Below are 7594 nucleotides of genomic sequence, written 5' to 3'. Positions count from 1 at the left end.
AGGACAGTAATTGCTATCCTCTTTTTTATGTTTAAACGGTTTATATATCTAACAAACATCTAAAAAAAGCTTATTTAGCTTTGTTCTTATTTTTAGATTTTTTCTCAGGCTTCTCTTTTTTCGCTTTCTTCAAGGCTTTTTTAAGGTCTTTGAGGTTTTTATTTTGGTCTTTAATGTTTGCCTTAGTGTCTTTTATTTCTTGCTTTATCGCTTTAACTTTTTCTTTATTAGCCATGTTGGACTCCTTGGTTTATGATTTAAAGTGATGGTTACCCACTGTTTGACATTAATATAGTAATCGATGCTAACGGATTAATCCCGCTGTTCCAATAATGTCATTAAGTGGGTGATGTCGTGAATTAATAGTATCAAACCAACCCAACAACACAAGACAGAACTGTATGTCGTATGTAGTGTGTAATACTTGATAGCGTTACGACTATCATCGTCGCAAATGTTGGTGAATAAAGGCTAATAAAATCGAAACCTAATCGTCATATCTAGCCGATATTCATATATGGATAGTCATATCGGCTCATTACTCTTTATTCATAATTTTTCAAATCTATATCATCATTACTGAACGTATGTTCTGTATTTCGGTTATTATTTATAATTATTTTTGAACAGAATAGGGATAAACTACAGTTGACCTATTAGTACGATAGACTACAATGCAAAAAGCTGTCAATAATATAAACTGTCTATATCACCCCGCTAAAAATAATATTTACCCTCTTTTCTATCAATGCGCTTATTTATAGAGACCGATTATGAGTGACCTTCAAGACCCTAATGATAAGCAAGTGTCTAATTCTACATCTGAGTCTGAGTTGCCGCCTTATCGCAACCTTAATACGGCTAAGCATAAACCCTCAATAAAGCTGCCTGTGTGGCTATTGCCTGTACTGTTAGCGGTGCTGGTCATTGGTGTGCTGTTAGGAAAATACTGGGGTGGTAATGACTCGTCTACGGATGAGTCAACCGTTACCTCTGGGACTCAAAGTGATATAGCGCCTACTAATATAGATAACGATCAAGCCGTCTTATCAGTTGAAACCGTGCAGCCGAGTCAAGATAGTGTCGGCAACACACTGAAAGCTGACGGCACAATAAGCGCCAAAGATATTGCAAATGTCAGTGCCAAGGTCAATGGCGTGGCAATTGAACGGGTATTGGTCGAAGAAGGTACGCGCGTCAAAGCCGGTCAAGTGTTGGCGATATTTGATACCGATGCTATGGAGCAGCAGGTCTTGCAAGCGGAAGCAGATGTGGCCGAAGCCGAAGCCACGCTTGCCAATGCGAGTGCAGATGCGGCACGTGTGCTACCGCTACTTGATATAGATGCCATTAGCAGACAAGAAGCAGACCGTTACCGTACTTCTGAGATTCGTGCTAGAGCATCCTTGCAAGCATCGAAAGCTCGCCTGAGCAATCAGCGCCTAAATCTTGAAAATGCAAAAGTCGTTGCGCCAGTGAGTGGGGTAATCAGTGACAAGATGGCTGAGGTCGGCATGGTCGCAGGTGGTGAGCCACTATTTACGATTATTAAAGGGGGGGTTTTAGAGTGGCGTGCTGATATCGATCCTAAGTTAATCGGTGATGTAAACGTGGGTACGCCTGTCAAAGTCAACTTGCCAAGAGACCAGTCGGTGATGGGGCAAGTCAGTCGTATCGCGCCGACAGCGGATAACAACCGTCAAATTACTATCTACGCAAGCTTAAATGACAATTCTGCAGCGCGTGCGGGTATGTACCAAACCGGTGAGTTTTTGCTTGGTAGCGAAAGCATGCAAACGGTGCCCAATAGTGCCATTGTCAGCAATGATGGTTATGATTATGTGATGCTAGTGACGGATATCAAAACCCAGAATGGCAAAACGGTTGGACGTATTCAACAGCAGCGCGTGACCCTAGGAGATCGTATTGGCGACAGCGTCATACTTGCAGAGCCTTTGCCAAACGATGTTAGCTTGGTCAAGCAAGGTGGTAGTTTTTTAAATGATGGTGACTTGGTACGCGTCGTTGAGAGTCAAGCTGTGCAGGCAACATCATGAATATGAATGTATCTACCTATTCAATTAAAAACCCACTTGTTGCGATTTTATTGTTTGTCTTGCTAACACTCGGTGGTTTGTTTGGCTTTCAACAAATGAAAGTGCAGCAGTTCCCTGATATTGATCTACCAGCGGTCGTAGTCACGGTTACTTTGCCCGGAGCCGCACCGTCACAGCTCGAAAATGACGTGGCTAAAAAGATTGAAAACAGGCTAACCAGTATTGAGGGTATTAAGCACATTCGTACTACCTTACAAACAGGTGCTGCGACTATCGCAACTGAGTTTGTGTTAGAAAAAGACATTCAAGAAGCCATGGATGATGTACGTTCAGCTGTCGGTGAGGTACGTGGAGACTTACCAGCAGCTGCTAATGATCCTATTATTACCAAGGTGTCGACAGCAGGATTTCCAGTAGTCACCTATTCTGTGACTGGGAATAATATGAGTGTTGAGGACTTATCATGGTTCGTTGATGACACCATTACCAAGCGCTTATCTGATATTCAAGGGGTAAGCGCTATTAGCCGGATTGGTGGTCTTGAGCGTGAGATTACCGTTGCCGCTGACCCTATCATGCTTAGTGGTTTGCAACTCTCCATCCCTCAATTGTCTCAGCAGATCGCTGGTATTCAGCAAGACAGCGCAGGCGGAGAAGCTGAAGTTGGTACTACGACTCAAACCATTCGGGTGTTGGGTGCAGTAGAACGCGCTCGCGAGCTTAACGATTTACAGATTGCTGTCCCTACTGGAGGCACGCAAGCGTTAGGCCGTATGGCTGAAGTGACGGATGGCGCGGCTGATCCTAGCTCTGTTGCCAAATTAGATGGCGAAACCGTGGTTGCCTTTAACATCACTCGTTCACGCGGTGCCAGTGAAGTTGAAGTCACTAAAAGAGTGGACGCGGCACTGGCACAGTTAAGTGCTGAGATGAGTAATATCGAGGTCGAAAAAGTCTACGACCGTGCGACCCCAGTAGAAGAAGACTATGAGTCTTCATTACGTATGTTGATTGAAGGCGGTATTTTAGCAGTCGTCGTCGTGTTCTTATTTTTACGCAATATTCGTGCAACGATTGTCGCCGCTGTAGCCTTGCCATTGTCGGTCATTCCTACCTTTTTGGGTATGTATCTGTTTGATTTTAGCCTCAATATTATTTCGTTATTGGCGTTATCACTGGTCATCGGGGTGTTGGTCGATGATGCTATCGTTGAGGTCGAAAATATTATCCGCCATTTACGGATGGGTAAAACGCCTTATGAGGCAGCGATGGAAGCCGCTGATGAAATTGGGCTTGCGGTTATTGCCACTACCTTTACCTTAATCGCAGTGTTTTTACCCACAGCCTTTATGGGCGGTGTGGTTGGGCAGTTCTTCCGCCAGTTTGGCTGGACAGCAGCGATGGCTATCTTTGCCTCGCTATTGGTCGCACGTTTAATTACCCCGATGATGGCAGCCTACATTTTGCGACCAGAAAAACATCGGGTCGAAAAACAAAGCGCATTGATGACCTGGTATCTAAAGATAGTGTCATGGACACTTCATCATCGTTGGTTGACCATGGGTGCCACCTTATTATTATTTGTAGGGTCACTAGCTCTAGTGCAGCTGCTACCGACCTCGTTTATTCCTGATAATGACATTGATCAAACGCGAGTAGGCATTGAGCTGACACCCGATGTTGAGCTTGAAGATACCGAGCGGGTGACTGCATTGGCACGTGAGCGTATTTTAGCGTTGCCTGAAGTCGCTCATGTCTTCTCTTCAGTTGGACAAGCACAAGAGGCTATGGGGCCGAACAGCTCTAGCGGTAGTGGCGGCGCAAAAAACATTGCCAGTTTAGATATTGTTCTGACACCGCGTGCCGAACGTATCTCTAAAAAGGAGATTGAACAACATATTAGCGCCATATTGACAGAAGTACCCAGTGCGCGCTTTACAGTAGGGCTATCGAGTGGCGGCGAGACCGGATATAGCTTTTCATTGACCAGTACCAATCCGCAAGTGTTGGAGCAGACCGCGCAACAAATCATGACGGATATCCGCGCGCTACCAATTGCAGGTGCTGTCACCAGCGATCGCAGCTTACCGCAACAAGAGCTGACTGTGACTCCTGATCGGCTAGCGATGGCAGATAAAGGTGTCACCACGCAAGATATCGCAACCACCTTACGAATAGCGACAGTAGGTGACTATGAACAGCGCCTGTCTAAGCTCAATTTAGATACGCGGCAGATTCCTATCGTGGTGCGCTTACCTGATGTGGCCAAACAAAATGTCAATCAGTTAGAAGGCTTGTATGTACCTAGTACAAACCCAGCCGGTCAAGGTGTGCGTGTCGGTGAAGTCGCTGACCTCAATTTTGGTACAGGACCTGCAAAGATCAGCCGTCTCGATCGTGAGCGTTCAATCACTATTACAGTGCAGCCTGGTACAGGTGAGCTTGGTGAATTGGTAGATGCAGTCAAAAACACCCCTACCATGCAGCAACTACCAGCCTCTATTACAATGATTGCACAGGGTCAAGCGGAAAACATGGCTGAGCTATTTAGCGGTTTTGTTATTGCTATGTCGGTGGGTATTATCTGTATCTTAGGCGTCTTAATTCTACTCTTTGGTAAGCTTTTACAACCCTTTACTATTTTGATGGCGCTGCCGTTATCGATAGGCGGTGCATTTGTAGGTTTGGTTATTACAAGCAGTAGCTTATCCATGCCGTCGATGATTGGTTTTATTATGCTGATGGGTATCGCCACCAAAAACTCTATTTTATTAGTCGATTATGCCATTATTGCGCAAAACAGAGGTCTAGCACGTTTTGAGGCCATCATCGATGCCTGTCGCAAGCGCGCCCGTCCTATCATTATGACCACTATTGCGATGGGTGCTGGCATGTTACCGCTCGTGTTTGGCTGGGGTGATGCCGATCCTACCTTTAGGCGTCCGATGGCAGCTGCTGTGTTAGGTGGTCTGGTAACCTCGACGTTATTAAGTTTGGTCGTGATTCCAGTCGTATATACTTTGATGGATGACTTGTCAGGATGGTTCGCTAAATGGTTGATTCCGCACGGTAAAGATAACGACAGTCCAGCTGCTGATAAGTTATAGTATTAGGAAGTTTTATTAAAATAAATAGGGCATAAAGCAATAGCACAGCAGGGAAGTAAGCCCTCTATAAAACTAACTAACGATTATAAACAAAGGAATGTCATTATGAGTCAGCTTCCATTTTCTAAAACAATATCGTCTTATCGTAAACCTTTAATGGCGTTACTTGTGATGGCAGGTGGTTTCACTAGCAGTTATGCTGCTACTTACCACATTGATCCTACTCATGCTAACGTGCGCTTTGTCATTGACCACTTTAATACGTCTACTAATACTGGCGGTTTTTATAATATAACCGGGCAGATAGAGTATGAGCCAAAAGCAAAGACAGGTGACGTCTCGTTGGTCATCCCTATAAACTCTATAAATACTGGCAACAAAGCTTTCGACTTGGCGTTAAAAAGCCCTGACTTCTTTGATGTAGAGAAGTTTCCATTGGCTTATTTTCAGTCGACCAAATGGCACTTCGGCGATGAAAAAACAGGCTCGCAAGTCACACAAGTTGATGGTAACTTGTCTTTACATGGTGAGACGCATCCAGTGTCTTTGACGGCTACCAAGTTTAACTGTTACTTTAATATTATGCTAAAAAAACCAATCTGCGGTGGTGATTTCACTACTACGATAGATCGGACAAAGTGGGGCATTAGCAAATATGTCTTACTCGGCATCACTAAGGATGTAACCCTTAATATCCAGATTGAAGCAGCGAAGCAGTAGTTTGATAGGTTTAGAATCTAGGGCGTGTCCTCAATTCAGTTGATGGTCATCTAAATGGGTCAAAAATGGCTAAATTTTGCCAAACAGCATTAAATAGCTAGGCAATATCTTGATATTATCTGCGCTATTTTTCTTGTTTGACAGCAATTTATCTTATTTTTATCACCATTTTTAAAATGAGGACACGCTAGTATCTCTGAGTTTTGTGAATGCTCAACAGACCCTAAGCGTTACCTATCAAATCTAGCCTTGTTTCAAGATATAGGGTTTCAGATATAGCTGTGAATTTTAAAAGTACTTATCTACCTTAACGAAAAATGTACTGTTGCTACGCTCATAAAGTGGCAAGTTACTATCAATTTTCTGATATTCGTAGTTTAACTTAGGTGTAAAACCCTGCCAACTAAGTTTTTTATGTCCTAGGGTTGTACTAAATTGATATTCATCGTCTTTACGTTTTTCGCCATAAAAGAAATTATCTTCTTTAAAATCTCGCTGAGCGTAACGCAGACTGCTTCTCACACTAATATTTTCTCCAGAAAAAGCCATTCCTCCACGTATACCTTGACGATCTGATGATTCGGCCTGATCCGCTAGATCATCACGCATGAAATCAGCACCAGCATAAACCAACCATCTAGGTTTGGGTTGATAAAGCAAAATCCATGCGATGCTATTAGCATGACCATCGTAGTAACTCGCTAAATCGTCATCTGTATAGCGTTTCTGTATGTGAGAAAGATTACCAGAAATTTGCCACTGATCTGATATTTTTCGATTGTACTCTAATGTCAAACCGTAATTTTGATTATACTGACTTCCGCCTAGTAGGTTTTGCCCTGCAATTGCTACAGCGCCCCATGACCGTTCGATATTTTTTGTGACGATATCCTAAGTTTGCTTGCAGCGTTAATTCACTATAGTCACTATTGTCCCAGTAATTTACACCTTCCGTATCTATGCTCGTATAAGCGTAATGATTGCCCATTATATTTTTTTCTTTTGCAGCACCAACGTTGTATCGTATTCCATGCGCCTCTTGTGGCAATGAATCATCACTACGAATAAATGTAGCTTCACCAACTACTAATTCTCTTATATCGGATGCTTGATTAACGTTATCAGTAGACTCATAACTAAGGTTAAAATTAGGCTGCCATTCTTGGGATTTTTTTTATACTAGCCAAAACCTGACCAACTAAAGACTGTAATGGCGGTGCAAGATAAGGCGCAGCGGTTTCTAATTCAGTTTTTGCTTCGGCATAGCGCTTGTCTTCATACAGCATCATTGCCAAATCAAACCTTGGGTAATGTAAATCTGGTTGACGAGCTAATATCTGTCGGTACAAGGTGATAGCTTCTTTTTGACGACCTTGATGCCGATACAATGCTCCTAATCCATAATCGTATAGCGTTGGATCAAAGTTTGTAGCGGTACGATATTGACCCAATAACTTCTCTAGTTCTAGCCAATCTTTATGGATAATAGCAAAATTGATTCTTTCTTCTAGGCTGCTATTTTCTTTTGTTGGTGCAGGATTCGGTGTATCAATATCAGGTTGATTCAGTAGTAATTCTGGTTGTATTTGTGGAATATTCTGAAAAAACACGTTTTGGGCAGGGGGTACTTCCTGCGCGAGAACTGGTGTAGATAAAGTGATACAACAGGCTATATAGAGCTTTATTTTCATTAACTTTTACCGATATCAT

The 7594-nt window shown here is 43.0% G+C and carries 7 protein-coding genes; 3 read left to right on the top strand and 4 right to left on the bottom strand.

Going from position 1 to position 7594, the window contains the following annotated elements; all coding sequences use genetic code 11:
- Positions 1-70 precede the first annotated feature (70 nt).
- Entirely contained in the window at positions 71-235 is a 165-nt protein-coding gene (locus tag PENNN9_RS12850) for a hypothetical protein (protein ID WP_178379376.1), read from the bottom strand.
- 538 nt (positions 236-773) lie between these two features.
- Between PENNN9_RS12850 and PENNN9_RS10765 the strand changes: the two genes are divergently transcribed.
- The 3 genes from PENNN9_RS10765 to PENNN9_RS10755 all read left to right on the top strand — a co-directional run bounded on the left by PENNN9_RS10765 (position 774) and on the right by PENNN9_RS10755 (position 5884).
- Positions 774-2057, top strand: coding sequence for an efflux RND transporter periplasmic adaptor subunit (locus PENNN9_RS10765; RefSeq protein WP_058369682.1), 1284 nt, complete (start codon positions 774-776; stop codon positions 2055-2057).
- On the top strand, positions 2054-5164 hold the full coding sequence (locus tag PENNN9_RS10760; RefSeq protein WP_058369681.1) for an efflux RND transporter permease subunit: 3111 nt from the start codon (positions 2054-2056) through the stop codon (positions 5162-5164). Before PENNN9_RS10765 ends, PENNN9_RS10760 begins: the two co-directional genes overlap by 4 nt.
- Before the next feature lie 105 nt (positions 5165-5269).
- Positions 5270-5884, top strand: coding sequence for a YceI family protein (locus tag PENNN9_RS10755; protein WP_058369680.1), 615 nt, complete (start codon positions 5270-5272; stop codon positions 5882-5884).
- A 288-nt stretch (positions 5885-6172) separates the two neighbouring features.
- On the opposite strand, the gene PENNN9_RS13480 is transcribed toward PENNN9_RS10755, so the two are convergent.
- The 3 genes from PENNN9_RS13480 to PENNN9_RS13150 are packed head-to-tail and all read right to left on the bottom strand — an operon-like array spanning position 6173 to position 7575.
- Positions 6173-6730 (bottom strand): surface lipoprotein assembly modifier, encoded by a 558-nt coding sequence (locus PENNN9_RS13480; RefSeq protein ID WP_413771749.1) that lies wholly within the window; start codon positions 6728-6730, stop codon positions 6173-6175.
- Positions 6693-6983, bottom strand: coding sequence for a surface lipoprotein assembly modifier (locus tag PENNN9_RS13475; RefSeq protein ID WP_264752952.1), 291 nt, complete (start codon positions 6981-6983; stop codon positions 6693-6695). Before PENNN9_RS13475 ends, PENNN9_RS13480 begins: the two co-directional genes overlap by 38 nt.
- A gap of 49 nt (positions 6984-7032) precedes the next feature.
- Positions 7033-7575: a tetratricopeptide repeat protein gene (locus tag PENNN9_RS13150; RefSeq protein ID WP_227511803.1), complete on the bottom strand. Its 543-nt coding sequence runs from the start codon at positions 7573-7575 to the stop codon at positions 7033-7035.
- Positions 7576-7594 lie beyond the last annotated feature (19 nt).

It is taken from the genome of Psychrobacter sp. ENNN9_III, assembly GCF_001462175.1.
Taxonomy (GTDB): Bacteria; Pseudomonadota; Gammaproteobacteria; order Pseudomonadales; family Moraxellaceae; genus Psychrobacter.
The sequence above is the reverse complement of the archived record's forward strand: the minus strand, read 5'-3'. Positions and strand labels throughout refer to the sequence as shown.